Source organism: Aeromonas sp. 604282 (genome assembly GCF_049170575.1).
Classification (GTDB): domain Bacteria; phylum Pseudomonadota; class Gammaproteobacteria; order Enterobacterales; family Aeromonadaceae; genus Aeromonas; species Aeromonas veronii_A.
The window spans coordinates 244,715-259,576 of sequence record NZ_JAAKMV010000003.1; the positions used below are offsets into that span (position 1 = coordinate 244,715).

Genomic DNA, 14,862 nt, shown 5'->3' on the forward strand with positions numbered 1-14,862 from the left:
CCGCGTTGGCCCTAGTGGGCTGGCCGCTGCATGCTCATCTCTGTCTGCCTTTCCATGCCCTGATTCTGGTCCTTGTCTTGTTTAGGAGTTTTACCATGAATCAGTCTCTACTCAGTGAATTCGGTGATCCCATTGCCCGCGTCGAAGCTGCCCTAACGGCTTTACGTGCCGGAGGCGGCGTGCTGGTGGCCGACGATGAAGATCGGGAGAATGAGGGTGACCTCATTTTCGCAGCACAATCCATGACCAATGAACAGATGGCGCTGATGATCCGCGAGTGCTCCGGCATCGTTTGCCTCTGCCTGCCCGACGAGCGGGTTCGCCAGCTGGAACTACCGATGATGGTGGAGGCCAACTCCAGCCACTACCAGACCGCGTTTACTGTCACGATAGAAGCGGCGCAGGGGGTCACGACCGGCGTCTCGGCTGCTGATCGCATCACCACTATCCGCGCCGCCATTGCCGACGGTGCCAAGCCCGGTGATCTGCACCGCCCGGGTCACGTTTTCCCGCTGCGGGCGCGAACCGGTGGGGTGCTTACTCGCCGCGGTCACACCGAAGCCACGGTCGATCTGATGCAGCTGGCCGGCCTCAAACCGTTCGGTGTGCTGTGCGAACTGACCAAGGAAGATGGCTCGATGGCCCGTCTGCCGGACCTGGTGGCATTTGGCCGCAAACAGCGGATGCCAGTGCTGACCATCGAGGATCTGGTGCAATATCGTCAGTTGTTGTCAGAACGTACAGCCTGAGCTTCATACGAAATTGTAATAAGGCAAAAATTTGGTTAACCTTTGTCCGTGTCCTCACCATGTGGCACTCATTTTTTAGACGAGTCTGGACAAAAAATGTCCGCTCAAAAAAAAATGAGGGTTTTAATGCATTTATCTGTGGTGAGGGCTATGCAAAGTATTATTTTTTTGTGCCATAATCACGCCGCTTGCTAAACGTCTGGCGAGTTCAAGGGAGCTTTAAAAATGAAAAAATTGTTGTTGGTAGGTGTTGTTGGTCTGTCCGCTCTGCTGGGTGGTTGTGCAAACACTAGCGAACTGGAAACTTCCGTTCAGAATCTGTCTAACAAAGTTGACCAGCTGGCTCAAGATGTTAGCGCAGTTCGTGCTGATCAGTCCAAAATCGCTGCTGATGTTGCCGAAGCCAAGCAAGAAGCTATGCGTGCTAACCAGCGCATCGACAACATGGCTACTTCCTACAAGAAGTAATCCATGCGAAAAAAATGGCGCAGTTTTGCGCCATTTTTTTTTGCCCAAAATTCACCGTTTCTACACTATACCCACAGCGCCTTCTTCGTACTTGACCCATGAGGTCATGCCGGTCTCCCGGCACTCCCCCATCATTACCAGACAGTTACTATCCGATCAGTAGAGCAGACTATAGAGTTTGCGACGATAGCTCTGCGCCGCCGGTGTGCTGCCCATGGTCGCCAGAATATCAAGATAGGTCTTTCTGGCATCGCCGAATGCTAAGTCCCGTTTGAGGATCGCTAGCAGCAGTTCTAATGCATCTTCCTGACGGCCAGCCTGGTTGTATTGCACCGCCAGTTCTTGTGCCAGGCCAAAATCATCGGGTTGTTCTGCATGGCGGGCTTCCAGCGCACGCAGTTCCGGGCTGTCTGCTGCTTGCAGGGCCAGCGCCAGCCGTGAGCTCAGGGCATGGAAGTGACCATCCTGCGCTACCATCGGGATGGTGCCGAGGCGCTCCTGCGCTTCATCCAGCAGGTTGAGGTCGAGCGCAGCTTGAATGAGCCACAGGCTGATGTCGTGGCGTTCAGGGGCCAGCTGGTGTGCCTTGGTCAGATGGGCATAGGCGATGCTGGGCTGCTCGTCAGCCAGTGCCTGTTGCCCCTTGGCCAGCAACTCTTCCTCTTCTTTGGGGGCGAAGGCGGAGAAATACTGGCGCAGGGTGGCTTCATCCTGCGGCCCTTCGATGATCCCCTGTTCGTCAGGGCGACCCTGATGGAACAGCACCAGCGCCGGTAGGGCGCGCAGGCCGAGCTGACTGGCCAGCGGTTGCAGCTGGGGATCGTTCATATCCACCTTGGTCAGGGTGACCTGCTCATTGGCGGGCCCAACCAGTGATTCGATCAGCGGTGTCATCCCCTGGCACTCCGGCATCTGCGGAGCATGGAAATAGATGACGACCGGTTTCTTCATGGACGCATCGATAAGTTCAGCGTGAAAATTCTGGGGAGTAATGTCGACGATCATGAGTTGGACTCTTCAGAAAGGGTGTTGAGTAACATGGGGTTAAGCGAGTGGCAATTCAAGCGCTCATCCAGCCGGTAAAAGGTCACGGGGGCTGCCGTCGCCGCGAGACTGAGCCAGCCGCTGGCAAAGGGCCAATCCTGTACCTGATAAGGGGTGTCATCGAGTCGGTTGTCGAGTCGCCATCCTTCCTCCGGGAGAAACCGTACCTTCTCCAGTCCCGCCGCTATGCCGCCACCGTGGGCTTTCAGTACCGCCTCCTTGCGCGACCAGAGCCGGTAGAAGGCACTCTCCTGCTCTTGGGCAGGCAGTGCGCAGAGCCACTCATATTCACTCTGTGCATAAAACCGGCGGGCCAGGGGGAGGGGATGATGCCGCCGTTTGCCCAGTTCGATATCCACCCCAAGCGGCCCATGCGGGCAGAGCGCCAACACCAGCCAGCTGCCACTGTGGCTCAGATTGAACTGCCAAGCATCATCATGCAGTCGGGGCTTGCCGTGGGGGCCGTTGCAAAATTGCAGACTGGCGGCAGGTTGTTGCAGCCGCTCAGCCAATAGCTGGCGTAGCAGGGCGCGGCTCACCAGATATTCCTGACGCCGTTCAGGATGGGTCATGGCTTGCCAGATATGCTGCTCATCGGTTGACAGCCATTCAGGCAATTGAGCAAGCAGTTCCTGGCATACCCTGGCCGGTTTTAACAAAAAAAGATCGGTTTCGATCATGATTTTTCACTTTAAAAAGGTGCTGAAGCAGGGATAAAAGCCAGTTATCTATGAGGCTCAAGGCTCTTTTTGCGATTGTATATTGTTTGGGCATGATCACATTAATTATGAAAAATCGTGCATTTCCTTGCAAAAATGTGAGCTTGATAGGGATTTTCACTTGCCTCGATAGAATTCTTGGATATAGTCGGGTGCTGTTGCCTTATAAATTGCCCTTTGGGGCCGTATTTTAACAAGATTTACTATTTAGCGGGGATAAAGGATTGCGCCACCTGATGCTACTGCTGGTCGCGCTCGGAATGGTGGGTTGTGCCTCGGCACCCCAACCCGAGGTCGCGAGCAAGATCGAAGTTTCCATGGTTGAACCTGTCATCGAACCGGAAGCTTCCCAGACACCCGATGTGAATGAAATCCTGACTGTATATAAAGAGTGGCGTGGTGTTCCGTACCGTATGGGTGGCAGCAGCCAGCGCGGTATCGACTGTTCCGCCTTTGCCCGTGAAGTGTTCCGCAATGCCGTCGGTATCGAATTACCCCGCGATACCCGCTCCCAAGTCCACGAAGGGACGCGCGTTTCCAAGCAGGATCTGGTCGAGGGTGACCTAGTCTTCTTCAAAATCAATCGTCGTCTCAACCACGTTGGTATCTATGTCGGCAATGGTGAATTCATCCACGCCTCGACTCGCGCCGGTGTGACACGCTCCAAGCTGGATAGCCAATATTGGCGCAACAAGTTCTGGCAAGCTCGCCGGATCGATATCTGAGTCAGGCTGGACAAACGGCTCGCAGTACGGACTGTTTTTCCAACCTCACTTGAACCGGGCTCGATAGCCCGGTTTTTTATTGCCCTCGTTTAGACTTTCCCGAGTCAAATCACTATAGTGTGGGCCCGTTTTCTTCGGCAGGCTCAGCATGAAACCCCGCATCCCATCAGCCGGTGGCCCCAAGTCGGGCGACCGCAAATCCGGACTTCACTCCCGTAATCGCCATCAGGCGGGTTACGACTTTGAGGCGCTCTGCCTGCGAACTCCCGAGTTGGCTGCCCACGTCTTTATCAATGACTACGGCACCCGCACCATCGATTTTGCCGCTCCCGATGCAGTGAAGACTCTCAATCGCGCCCTGCTGGCCCATCACTACGGGATTGCCCACTGGGACTTGCCTGCCGGTTACCTCTGCCCACCCATCCCGGGACGGGTGGACTACCTGCACTGGGCGGCCGACCTGCTGGCCGAGAGCGCAGGCCAGCTCCCTACCGGCAAGGGGGTGAGGGTGCTGGATATCGGGGTAGGGGCAAACTGCATCTATCCGCTGCTGGGGGCCCGCGAATATGGCTGGCGTTTTGTGGGATCGGATATCGATCCGGTCTCGGTCAAGGCGGCCACCCTGCTGGCCAGGAGCAACGGACTCGGCAGCCAGATTGAGTGCCGCCTGCAGGGTAACCCCAACCATGTGTTTCGCGGCATCATAGGGCCAAAGGAGCGCTTCGCCCTGACGCTGTGCAATCCGCCGTTCCATGCGTCGCTGGAGGAGGCAAGCAGGGGAACGGAGCGCAAGCTGCGCAATCTGGGCAAGGAGGTGACAGGCGCCCCTGTGCTCAACTTCGGCGGCCAGAAGGCCGAGCTCTGGTGCGAAGGGGGTGAGGCGGCGTTTCTGGCCAATATGGTTGCCCAGAGCAAGGAGTTTGCCACTCAGTGCCTCTGGTTCAGCTCGCTGGTGTCGAAAAAAGAGAATCTGCCGGGGGCGAAAAAGGCATTGAACCGGGTGGGGGCGCGTCAGGTACGGGTGATCGACATGGCGCAGGGCAACAAGGTGAGCCGGATCCTCGCCTGGTCCTTTCTGGATGAAGAGGGATTGCGTAGCGGCTGGTCGAGCGCGCGCTGACCTACACCACAAGGCCCGACGAGGGCCTTTTTTCATAACGACCCCGATGAATTTCCCCTGCTGGCGGCATCTCTGGCAATCGTTTTCCTCATTGGCAGATCGTGCTGGTTTACATTGTGTAAGTAGTTACTTCCGCCTTGGTACAGGTGTGCGCCGAGATTTTTTTGCACTTACAGCTGAAACTTTAATAAAATAGGACTGGTTAGACCTCTTTACAGGCAATGAATCACATAGGGATCGGAACATGAAAGTTGTCGATTTTCTGAAGCGCAAGCGCGAAATTCTGGCGCAGCACCCCTTTGAGCTCAAGGATTGGCTCTCACCGGCGATCCGCGACTACTGGCGTGAGTTTCAGCAAAAGGCACATCTTCATCCTTTGCTGGGTCGTGTACTGGACTTGCAAACCGAGACCCAGAGCGAGCAGCAACAGGATGCTGCAACCGTGGCTCGGGTTGCCAACGGTCAGCCTGCAGTCGCTCAGGAACCCGCAGTTGAGCTGGGGGCCGAGGCGGCCGAGCTCTATGCCGCCCTGCAGGCCCGCATTGGTGAAGAGACCCATGTCGGCGAGTGGCTGCACGTCAGCCAGCAGATGATCGATCAGTTTGCTGCCGTGACCGGGGATCACCAGTGGATCCACACCAATCCGGAGCGTGCTGCCGCCGAGTCCCCCTTCAAGACCACCATCGCCCACGGTTTCCTGACTCTGGCGTTGCTACCGCAGTTGACCGGCTCGGTCGATGAGTCCACCCCCGAGTTCCCGACTGCCCGTATGGTGGTGAACTTCGGGCTGGATCAGGTACGTTTCCCGTACCCCATCAAGGTTGATAGCAACATCCGCGCCCGCACCAAGCTGGCCCGTGTCACCCCCATCAAGGGTGGGTTGGAACTGCTCAAAGAGATCAAGGTAGAGATCGAAGGGATCCGCCGCCCGGGTTGCGTCATCGAATCGGTGACTCGCATCTACTTCTGAGCCCCCTCATTGGCATCACTGTGAAACGGGCTCGCTGTCGTGTTCAACGAACAGCGGGCCCGTTTTTTTGCCTATTTGTTGCCAGTTGTGAGGAGCCAGCCATGGTGTGCCGACTCCAGCTTGATATGACTCACAAAACCGTGCGCCGTGCAGTTAGCCAGCTCTCATTTTGGCGAGTTGGCCGCGTGAGGCGATAGCATGTTATGCCACTATTGGCTTCTTACTCCCGATCCTGGAGACAATAGTGCCCATCAATCACAAGATTATTCTGCCGTTGCTGCTTAGCCTCGCCATCCTGCTGATCCCGACCAACTGGATCCCGCTGGAGGGGATCACCGTCATCGAGCAGCGGGTCGTGGCTATTTTCGTGCTGGCTGCCCTCTGCTGGATCCTGGAGCCCATCCCTATCTTTGCTACCTCGGTGCTGATCATCGTGCTGGAACTGCTGCTGCTCTCCGACAGGGGGCTCTGGTTCATGACTGCCGACAAGGCCGAGCCGGGCTTTGGGGAGCTGCTCAAGTCCACCGAGGTGATGGCGACCTTTGCCTCTCCGGTTATCATGCTGTTTCTCGGTGGCTTTTTCCTCGCCATTGCGGCGACCAAATACCATCTGGACGTCAATCTGGCGCGGGTATTGCTGCGCCCGTTCGGTCAGGATCCCCGGATCGTCATGCTGGGGCTGATGTTGATCACCGCCACCTTCTCCATGTTTATGAGCAATACCGCCACCACCGCCATGATGTTGGCCATCCTTACCCCGGTGCTGGCGGCGTTTCCCGACAAGGACCCGGCCAAAATCGGCTTTGTGCTGGCCATTCCGCTGGCGGCCAACCTCGGCGGGATCGGCACCCCCATCGGCACCCCGCCCAACGCGGTGGCGCTCAAATACCTGACCGGCGAGCATGCCATCTCGTTCGGCCAGTGGATGGGATTTGCGGTGCCCTTCGTGGTGCTGCTGTTGCTGCTCGGCTGGTTCTTGCTGGGGCGTTTCTTCCCGAGCTCCCTCAAGCGGATGGATCTCAAGATTGAGGGGCGCTTTATGCAGACCCCTCGCGCCTGGGTGGTCTACCTCACCTTTATCACCACCATAGTGCTCTGGCTGCTGGGGGATCTGCACGGCATGAGCTCCTATGTGGTCGCCATGATCCCGGTGGCGGTGTTCCTGACCACCGGCATCATCACCAAGGACGATCTGCACAAGATCTCCCTCGACGTGCTCTGGCTGGTATCGGGCGGTATCGCGCTGGGGCTGGCGCTGGAGGACTCCGGGTTGGCCGAGCGGCTCATCACCCATATTCCGTTCCACGAGTACTCCACGCTGGCGGTACTGGTCGGCGCCTGTCTGCTGGCAGTGGTGATGGCCAACTTTATGTCCAATACCGCAACCGCCAATCTGCTGCTGCCACTGGTGGCGGCACTGGCGGTCAGCATGCCGGAGTTGGCCGAGTGGGGCGGCAGTCACACCCTGATCCTGGCGGTCACCATTTCGGTCTCGCTCGGGATGTCGCTGCCCATCAGTACCCCGCCCAATGCGCTGGCCCACGCCACCGGTCTGGTGGAGAGTCACCAGATGGTGCGCATCGGCGTCATCATGGGGTTGGTCGGTACCCTGTTGGCGATGGTATGGATCTACCAGATTGCCGCTTGGGGGCTGATCTAGCGAGCCTGTCTGCTTGAAGCAAAGAGGAGCCGATTTGGCTCCTCTTTGCGTGTTGGGGTGGGGGGGCTAGAAACTGGCGCCAAGGCTGAGCAGGTGTCTTAATTCGCTCTCCCGGGGTTCCGGGCTGCCTGTGTCGACAAGGATGTCAGCATCTTCCCAATCCAGTTCACTCGACCAGGAGAGTCGCAGATGGTCGTTGAAGTAGTAGCGCAATCCTATGCTGCCTTTCAGGTCCTGATTACGGGTGAAATAGGGGGAGGCTTGTGCCAGATATTTCAGATAGCGCCCCTGGCTGAACAGCTCCATTTTCTCCTGCCAGAGGGAGAAAGGTTGGCGATAATCCCAGTTAAAACCGGCGAAGGGGTAGTCAATGACCCGTTCACCCAGAAAAATCTTGGGAACCTCGCTATCTTCACGGAAGTAGAGTCGGCTTAATCCCCCTTGGGCCATCAGCTCCAGTCGGCGGCGTTTATCGTTCCAGAAGCGATAGCCAGGCCCCGAGCCATAGTCCATGTAGAGATAGCGATCTTTATCCAGCATGTCATATTCGGCATCGAGTGAGGTGCGCAAGAACCACTGCTGGTTGAAGAAATAGTCCAGCGTAGGGTTGAGCTGATAATCATGGCTGTCGGTGACGTTGTCAGCAGTCTCATAGGTATATTCACCGGAGAAGCTGTAACGCCAGTCCAGATTGGCCAGCTCGCTTTTCCACTTGAGGTTGACGTTGTTGGTCTGCTTGTCATTCTGTTTGAGTTTGACATTGAGATCGCCGCTGCCGGTCCAGAGCCAGGCGTTGCGTTCATCCTGGTCATCCTCGAACAGCTTGAGCCCACCCTTTGCCGTTGCCTTGGGTTTGTCCTCTTTATCGATGCGCCAGCGTTTGATGGCCTCCCGCTGGACGGTGACTGCGCCGCTGTAGGGCAGGGCGATGCGCACCGACTGTTTTGTCACCTCCTCTATGTTGCCGGTCAGACGATCGCCATTGTTCATCCAGAGGATGTCCTGGGCCCACAAGGCGTGACAAGCCAACAGGAGTAGGAGAGGCAGGAATTTCATGAGGTAAGGTGACTCCGGTGCGACTCGGGCGCTGATGACTTAACCACTGACAAGTTGGCTGCTGATGGGGCGGGGCAGGCCATTTTTGCGCTCCAGCGCCGCCGTCACCTCATCCTGCATTACGTCAGGTGCGCTGATAAAGCTCTCTATGGCCGGAGATAGTACCAGCGGGGCGCCATTTTCAAGCTCCTCTTCGGTGCGGGAGAGCGGGGAGTGCACCTCCAGCCAGCGCCGACCATCCGGTTCGATGGCGACCTTGACCGGTTGATTAATGACCCGCACCGGCGTGCCGATCGGCACAATCTTGAACAGGGCCTCGATATCGTCAGGTCGCAGCCGGATGCAGCCTGCACTTACCCGCAGGCCAACGCCAAAATCCTTGTTGGTGCCGTGGATCAGGTAGTCGCGCTTGCCATAGCCAAGGCGCATGGCGAACTTGCCGAGGGGATTCTCCGGGCCGGGGGGCACCACGGCGGGCAGGGTGATCCCTTTTTGTTCCAGCCAGGATTTGCGCACCATGGGGCCGGGCACCCAGGTCGGGTTGGGATTCTTCTCGATGACCGTCGTGGTCATCTCCGGAGTCTCACGGCCGATATCACCAATCCCGATGGGCAGCACGATGACCTCGTTCTTCCCTTTGGGGAAGTAGTAGAGGCGCAGTTCGGGCAGATTGATGACGATCCCCTCGCGAGGCACATCGGGCAGCAGCATCTGGGTGGGCAGCGTCAAGCGGGTACCCGGCTTGGGTAAATAGGGATCTACACCAGGATTTGCCTCAAGTAGCGCCAAAAATCCAATTTGCGTATTTTTGCCAACCAGTTCCAGATGTTCATTCTGCTGGATGATGTAATCCTCCAGCTCACCGATAAGGCGACTCCCGACAGGTGGCAGCGGGTAGCGTTTGGCCTCTGCCGGCGTGGCGCAGAGCAGGATCGCAGCCAACAGCAGGGACAGTGTGGGCGTTATGGAGAGAGGCATGATTTTTGGCAATCGCATAGGGGGATCCATCGGTTCAATCGGGGCGGCATCTCATCAACACTGCCGCCAGGATGGCGCGATTGTTCCTCAATCAGCCCATGATTACCAGCGATCTCATGTGCCATCAGGGGGGCAGGGATACATAAGAAACCGGAAAAAATCGGCAGTAATACGCTTTTTGGCGCTCAAAAAGGGAAAAGAGGGATATAGGGGGGTATACGACAGCTTCGACAATAGTCATGGTAGCTGGTAAGCGGATTATCGTCTGGAATGAAAGCTGAACGATGGACGACATGGACAAGTGTCTTGCGACTTGGTCGGGGTGTCAGGCAAGTGAAGGACACAAACAATAGGAGCTGGCGGTCAGCGAATACTCACTCTCAATGAGAAGCGCGGGCAGGCGTATTGGAAGGGGCTAATGGTACTCAGGGGATTCGCAGGGGGTCACAGGCTGAACCTACTTCCAGATAACAGATCCAGCCACTTGATATCTAACAAATTTTTATTGCATCCTCGGCACAGCTCGGGTAAAAATCTCTTCCCACGGAGAGATGCCGGAGTGGCCGAACGGGATTGACTCGAAATCAATTGTGGCAGCAATGCCACCCAGGGTTCGAATCCCTGTCTCTCCGCCAAACACTGAGCTCAACCTTTTGATTAGATTGGGCTTTTCATTTTTTTCTCTTTTCTTGGTATGCCATGCGCTATGCCATTGTGCGTTGGCTGTCCTACCCCTTGATCACACCGTTTGGACAGGTCATTACTACTACTGTAGTGGTCTAATCATCACGGACACCATTTTAGGTGGTACAAGTCACCACCATGACCTGAGGTGTTCAATGACAAGGTCACGTCGCTCATTTACTGCCAAATTCAAACTCGATGCCGCATCCCTGCTATTCGACCAAGGATATTCTGTCCCCGAAGCAAGCCGTTCACTGGATGTCGGTGACACTTTGCTTCGTCGCTGGGTTCAGCAACTGCAATCCGAACGCTGTGGTACAACCCCAATTAATAAAGCACTGACTCCAAAGCAGCAGAAAATTCAGGAGCTGGAAGCCCGTATCCATCGACTCGAACGTGAAAGGATATTCTAAAAAAAGCTACTGCTCTTTTGATGGCAGACGAGTTCACACGTACGCGCTGATAGACCGATTAAGGTAGCAAGCCCCCATCACCCTGGTCTGCTGCGCTTTCGATGTTCCCACCTCCTGTTTTTACGATTATCTGGCACGCAGGTGGACGATTAACCGTGAACGCATGCAGCAGCGTTGTGAGTGGTGCCGTTTGTTCAAAGAGAGCCGGGATTCCGCAGGCTGCCGCGCCTTGATGTCGATGATGCGAGAGCTGGGATATCAGATTGGCCGGTTCAAAGTCCGTAACCTGATGAAGGAACCCAGGTTGGCATCCAAACAGCTGGGCATACACCGTTATAAGCTGGCACTGTCTGAACGACCGGACATTCCCAATCTGCAGGCCCGCGAATTTGATGTCCAGCAATCCAATCAGGTGTGGTGTGGCGATATCACCTACGTCTGGTCAGGTGGTCGTTGGCATTACCTGGCAGGGGTTCTTGACCTGTACACCCGATGGGTTGTTGGATGGGCGATGTCAGATAAGCTCTGATGCAGAGCTGGCCATCAAAGCAATGGAGATGGCGTATCAGCAGCGGGGTTGCCCATCAGGAGTGTTGTTTCACTCCGACCAGGGCAGCCGGGCATTTCGGCAACGACTGTGGCGCTATCGCATGACCAAGAGCATGAGTCATCGTGGTAACTGCTGGGATAACGCCCCGATGGAGCGGTTGTTCCGAAGCCTGAAGTCAGAGTGGCTTCCTGCGACGGGTTACGTGAGTCTGCGGGAAGCGAAGCGGGATATCAGTTATTACCTGATGGATTACTACAACTGGCAGCGTCCACATCGCCACCATGATGGGATACCGTCAGCAAAAGCCGAGATTCGACCTAACCAAGAGTCCGGATTTAGTTGACCACTACAGTTTTCTATTTTCTGGCGATGCACGCCCTTTTCATAGGAAGCCCGATAATTACTCGCGCTTTGTTTATAAAGTTTCTTTTCCGCGAGTAAGTCACTGCTGATGTATTGTTCAATCGGAAGCGTTTACCAGAGTGGATCAATATCCGATTAGTGGTGACACAGAATTATACTAAAGTGAAGTAGCATGCTGATAAAACTTGAAATTATTTGTTAGTATTTTTTTGATCTTAAAAATATATTAGGGGTATAGGGGCGCTCATGGACTGATATCGCAGCAAACCTGAACTCAAACTGTATTATGAACAGGTTGAACTGTGATGACCATCGCATTTTTGAGTGCTGGTTAAATAAGTATGCCTGATGTAGCGGGTCTCGATTTGGTCTATTTTTATTATTTTTATAGCTTGCATGAAGAGAAATATTATATATATCAGGCTGATACCATGGATGGGGATTTAAATTAATTAAATTTATTATTTATTTATTGCGATTTTAAAACTTAATATATAGATCTCAAATGCAGCCCCTCATATATAGTCCTGCCGCTAAAGATATACTCAAGGGTCTATTTATGAGTTTCACACCAAGTAAAGTCCATCAACGCGTCTGGACTTATCTCTTTTTAGGACAGCAGGCATTATTTCCTGTGGCTTATGCGGCTGGGCAACTCTCCATGTACGCCGCCGAGCAACCTGAACTTATCCGCTATCAGATCGCAAAGGGAGATACGCTTGGTTCAGTCTCACGCCAGTTTGGCACAACCCCTCACCAACTGTTGGCATTAAATGGCAACCTGACGCTAAACGGCCCTCATTTGCCGGTAGGTGACACTATCAGTTTACCGCGTCCGTCCGTTTTGCCTGCGCTGTCAGGCACCAATCCACTGCATTTGACGGCGCATACGCCAACCCCTGTGGATGTCGAGCAGAAGGTGGCCGAGCAGGCTGCCCGCTTGGGACAGCTGTTTTCGCCTGCCGAGTCAGATATGTCGGTAGATCAGGAAAACCACAGTGAATTGGTTAAGGGGTTTAAACGAAGTCTGCGACATCTACCGCCTTCCGCACAGAGCGTGACACAGGATTCGACTGCACCGCATCATGGGCCAGAACAAGAGAAGCAGTATTGGCGTCAACAACTGGTCACCCATTTTGAAGAGGAGGCCAATGCCTATGCATCATCCTTGCTAGGGGCGGTGGGTACAGCCAGAACCCGGGTGACGCTGGATGACGATTTCAATATGGTCACTGCCGAGGCTGATCTCTTGTTGCCGCTTGCGGAAGAGCAGCAGACCCTGCTGTTTACCCAGTTTGGTCTACGCCGAAATGGGCAGGCGCGCACCATTGCCAATCTGGGTGTGGGCCAGCGTCATTTCCTCGACCGCTGGATGCTGGGTTACAACCTGTTTGCTGATTATGACCTGACCAATCGGCACTGGCGTGCGGGAGTCGGGGCTGAGGCGTGGCGTGACTATCTCAAGTGGGGCGCCAACTTTTATACCCCGCTGAGCAGTTGGCGTGACTCCCAACGGTTTGAGGGGATGGAAGAGCGCGCAGCCCGCGGCATGGATGTGCGTCTTGAGGCCTTTCTGCCGGCCTATCCGCAATGGAGTGCATCGCTCACTGCCGAGCAGTATTTGGGGGAGCGGGTTGACTTGCTGGGCGCAGATCAGCTTGAGCGCGATCCGCATGCCATCACTGCCGGTCTGCACTATAACCCCTTCCCGTTACTCAAGATGGATGTCGAGCAAGTTGAAGCGAGCGGCAGGCAACATGACACCCGCTTTACGCTGGGGCTGGAGTGGAAGCTGGGGGCAACGCTCTCGGAAATGCTGAATCCGTCCCGTGTCGACAAGTCGCTGGCGGGTATGCGCCACGATCTGGTTGAGCGTAACAATGACATGGTACTTGAGTATCGCGACAAGGTACTCCTCAAGGCCTCTCTCAACGACCAATATTCTGCGGGAGAGGGGCAAGCCCTGACCTTGACGCTCAACATTCAGCATTCCCGCCAGATAGCCTCCATCCAGTGGTTTGGCGAGATCCTGGGGCTCAGTGGACTTGGCCCTGCCGATACGGTTGGGCAGGACAAACGTTCCCTCACACTTCCAACCTTACCCATCTATCGCATTGGTCAATCCAATCAATATCCGATCGTTGCCATCGTCACCGACATTGATGGCCATGAAGCCATTGCGGAAGGGGTTGTTGCCGTTTCGGAAGACTCAGGGCTGCAACCAGCTATCCAGTTGGCAGAACACTTTGTTCAACTTCGCCCCGGTGCTCACTACCAAGTTGATTGGGGGGTTGTTGACCCCCGTCAGAAGCCCTCCAAAGCACGCAATGCGATCCCGATTGAGAGTATTGAGGGGGATGTTGAAGCGGACCGCGATGGTTATCAGTACCGCTATCGCCTGACATTTCAGGGGCCTGCACAAGTACTGAGGGGGCGTGAGCTGGTTGCTCCCGGGCAACCCAACCCCGGCACTCGTTATCGCCTGGATGTCGAGGTCACCTTCCCCAGTGGCCATGTGGCGAATGACAGCATGGAGTTTGAGTTTATTGATGACGCAAAGGTGCCGGGGGCCCCGACGTTGACCGCGACCGACAGCAATGGTGACGACAAGCCGGAAGTCAGTGGCAAGGCAGAGCCGGAGAGCACGGTGACCATTACCTGGCCGGATGGCTCGACCAGCACAACGACCGCGGACGTGGATGGCAACTACAGCCTGGAAGCCCCGACGGTGCAGGGGAGTGGCACCATTACCGCCACGGCTACCGACAAGAACGGCAATACGGGGCCGGCTACCAGCGTGAACTACACCGACTCAACGGCGCCGGGGGCCCCGACGTTGGCTGCGACAGATCGCAACAGCGACAACAAGCCGGAGGTCAGTGGCAAGGCAGAGCCGGAGAGCACGGTGACCATTACCTGGCCGGATGGCACGACCAGCACCACGACCGCGGACGTGGATGGCAACTACACCCTGGAAGCTCCGACGGTGCAGGGGAGTGGCACCATTACCGCCACGGCTACCGACAAGAGCGGCAACACGGGGCCGGCTAGCAGTGTGAATTACCTCACGAGCTTGATGGGAGTGACGATTACCGGGCTGGTTAACGGCTTCCCTCAGGTGGGCTCTGTACTGACGGCCGTGCCTGACTGCGGCTCGAGCGCGTGCCGTGCAGGACTGACCTGGCAGTGGCAGGTCGAGGAGGGGGTCGGTACTGGACGTTTTGTGGATATCGCTGGGGCGACCAGCGTGACCTATTTACCCGTGCGAGAGGATCAGAAGAAACGGGTGCGCGTCATTGTTGCGGCGCTGTGAGCATCCGGAGTGGCGTTTATCGACGCCATGTAAGTCATTTTTTGTAGCCA

At 55.8% G+C, this 14,862-nt stretch carries 11 protein-coding genes, 1 tRNA gene and 1 pseudogene; 9 read left to right on the forward strand and 4 right to left on the reverse strand.

Annotation, left to right across the window (positions count from 1 at the left end):
- The first annotated feature begins 95 nt into the window (after nt 1-95).
- Nucleotides 96-749, forward strand: coding sequence for a 3,4-dihydroxy-2-butanone-4-phosphate synthase (ribB, locus tag G5367_RS06465; protein ID WP_421245116.1), 654 nt, complete (start codon nt 96-98; stop codon nt 747-749).
- Nucleotides 750-974: 225 nt separating this feature from the next.
- Nucleotides 975-1,217, forward strand: a complete 243-nt coding sequence (locus G5367_RS06470; RefSeq protein ID WP_005334342.1) for an Lpp/OprI family alanine-zipper lipoprotein — start codon at nt 975-977, stop codon at nt 1,215-1,217.
- Nucleotides 1,218-1,373: 156 nt separating this feature from the next.
- Here G5367_RS06470 and G5367_RS06475 read toward each other — a convergent pair whose 3' ends face one another.
- Nucleotides 1,374-2,222, reverse strand: coding sequence for a tetratricopeptide repeat protein (locus G5367_RS06475; protein ID WP_421245231.1), 849 nt, complete (start codon nt 2,220-2,222; stop codon nt 1,374-1,376).
- On the reverse strand, nt 2,219-2,941 hold the full coding sequence (locus G5367_RS06480; RefSeq protein WP_421245230.1) for a 4'-phosphopantetheinyl transferase family protein: 723 nt from the start codon (nt 2,939-2,941) through the stop codon (nt 2,219-2,221). Before G5367_RS06480 ends, G5367_RS06475 begins: the two co-directional genes overlap by 4 nt.
- A gap of 275 nt (nt 2,942-3,216) precedes the next feature.
- Here G5367_RS06480 and G5367_RS06485 point away from each other — a divergent pair, with 275 nt between their 5' ends.
- The 4 genes from G5367_RS06485 to G5367_RS06500 all read left to right on the forward strand — a co-directional run bounded on the left by G5367_RS06485 (nt 3,217) and on the right by G5367_RS06500 (nt 7,455).
- On the forward strand, nt 3,217-3,705 hold the full coding sequence (locus tag G5367_RS06485) for a C40 family peptidase (RefSeq protein ID WP_005334331.1): 489 nt from the start codon (nt 3,217-3,219) through the stop codon (nt 3,703-3,705).
- A gap of 148 nt (nt 3,706-3,853) precedes the next feature.
- Nucleotides 3,854-4,825: a 23S rRNA (adenine(1618)-N(6))-methyltransferase RlmF gene (rlmF, locus tag G5367_RS06490; RefSeq protein ID WP_421245232.1), complete on the forward strand. Its 972-nt coding sequence runs from the start codon at nt 3,854-3,856 to the stop codon at nt 4,823-4,825.
- 244 nt (nt 4,826-5,069) lie between these two features.
- The gene (locus tag G5367_RS06495; RefSeq protein ID WP_064339778.1) at nt 5,070-5,795 is read left to right on the forward strand and encodes a MaoC family dehydratase; all 726 of its coding nucleotides are present in this window, start codon (nt 5,070-5,072) and stop codon (nt 5,793-5,795) included.
- 244 nt (nt 5,796-6,039) lie between these two features.
- Nucleotides 6,040-7,455 (forward strand): SLC13 family permease, encoded by a 1,416-nt coding sequence (locus G5367_RS06500; RefSeq protein WP_421245134.1) that lies wholly within the window; start codon nt 6,040-6,042, stop codon nt 7,453-7,455.
- Between the two features lie 66 nt (nt 7,456-7,521).
- Here G5367_RS06500 and G5367_RS06505 read toward each other — a convergent pair whose 3' ends face one another.
- Together G5367_RS06505 and G5367_RS06510 are read right to left on the reverse strand one after the other, a co-directional pair.
- The gene (locus G5367_RS06505) at nt 7,522-8,511 is read right to left on the reverse strand and encodes a DUF481 domain-containing protein (protein ID WP_421245135.1); all 990 of its coding nucleotides are present in this window, start codon (nt 8,509-8,511) and stop codon (nt 7,522-7,524) included.
- A gap of 39 nt (nt 8,512-8,550) precedes the next feature.
- On the reverse strand, nt 8,551-9,507 hold the full coding sequence (locus G5367_RS06510; protein WP_421245136.1) for a L,D-transpeptidase family protein: 957 nt from the start codon (nt 9,505-9,507) through the stop codon (nt 8,551-8,553).
- A gap of 527 nt (nt 9,508-10,034) precedes the next feature.
- Here G5367_RS06510 and G5367_RS06515 point away from each other — a divergent pair.
- From G5367_RS06515 to G5367_RS06525, 3 genes and pseudogenes are all read left to right on the forward strand, one after another.
- Nucleotides 10,035-10,124: transfer RNA gene (locus G5367_RS06515), tRNA-Ser, on the forward strand.
- Nucleotides 10,125-10,328: 204 nt separating this feature from the next.
- Nucleotides 10,329-11,479, forward strand: a pseudogene (locus tag G5367_RS06520) (IS3 family transposase).
- Nucleotides 11,480-12,556: 1,077 nt separating this feature from the next.
- Nucleotides 12,557-14,812 carry an inverse autotransporter beta domain-containing protein gene (locus tag G5367_RS06525; protein WP_421245137.1) on the forward strand — a complete coding sequence of 752 codons (2,256 nt, stop codon included), beginning with the start codon at nt 12,557-12,559 and terminating at the stop codon, nt 14,810-14,812.
- Nucleotides 14,813-14,862 lie beyond the last annotated feature (50 nt).

Bases quoted from the DNA above. Each gene is read 5' to 3' on its own strand.
- G5367_RS06510 (WP_421245136.1), bottom strand. From the start codon at position 9,507: ATGCGATTGCCAAAAATCATGCCTCTCTCCATAACGCCCACACTGTCC.
- G5367_RS06470 (WP_005334342.1), top strand. From the start codon at position 975: ATGAAAAAATTGTTGTTGGTAGGTGTTGTTGGTCTGTCCGCTCTGCTG.
- G5367_RS06480 (WP_421245230.1), bottom strand. From the start codon at position 2,941: ATGATCGAAACCGATCTTTTTTTGTTAAAACCGGCCAGGGTATGCCAG.
- G5367_RS06505 (WP_421245135.1), bottom strand. From the start codon at position 8,511: ATGAAATTCCTGCCTCTCCTACTCCTGTTGGCTTGTCACGCCTTGTGG.
- rlmF (WP_421245232.1), top strand. From the start codon at position 3,854: ATGAAACCCCGCATCCCATCAGCCGGTGGCCCCAAGTCGGGCGACCGC.
- G5367_RS06475 (WP_421245231.1), bottom strand. From the start codon at position 2,222: ATGATCGTCGACATTACTCCCCAGAATTTTCACGCTGAACTTATCGAT.
- G5367_RS06485 (WP_005334331.1), top strand. From the start codon at position 3,217: ATGCTACTGCTGGTCGCGCTCGGAATGGTGGGTTGTGCCTCGGCACCC.
- ribB (WP_421245116.1), top strand. From the start codon at position 96: ATGAATCAGTCTCTACTCAGTGAATTCGGTGATCCCATTGCCCGCGTC.
- G5367_RS06495 (WP_064339778.1), top strand. From the start codon at position 5,070: ATGAAAGTTGTCGATTTTCTGAAGCGCAAGCGCGAAATTCTGGCGCAG.